This is a genomic window from Escherichia sp. KCJ4928, from assembly GCF_004352695.1.
Lineage (GTDB): Bacteria > Pseudomonadota > Gammaproteobacteria > Enterobacterales > Enterobacteriaceae > ECMA0423.
Window position 1 is genome coordinate 1 of the sequence record NZ_SJWV01000883.1, and the last position, 240, is coordinate 240.

Here is a 240-nt window from a genome sequence, read left to right on the forward strand (position 1 = left end):
GCTTTAACGGTGGTGTTCTGAACGGTGTTCCTTCTGCATATCACTGGTATACCGAACAGTATGGCGTGAAGTGGCCTTGTGGGTATGACCTGAATATCAGCAGTCAGGGAGACAACTTCATTCAGGTGGATTTCGACACGCCGTGGTGTCAGCCGGAAAGCGACGTTGTTGCAGAATTAAGCCGCCGTTTCAGCTGCACGCTGGAGCACTGGTATGCCGAACAGGGCTGTGATTTCTGTG

The 240-nt window shown here is 52.1% G+C and carries 1 pseudogene; it reads left to right on the forward strand.

The annotated features are described in order from the left end of the window. Nucleotides 1-240: pseudogene (locus tag E0D98_RS27240) on the forward strand (hypothetical protein); the annotation flags it as partial.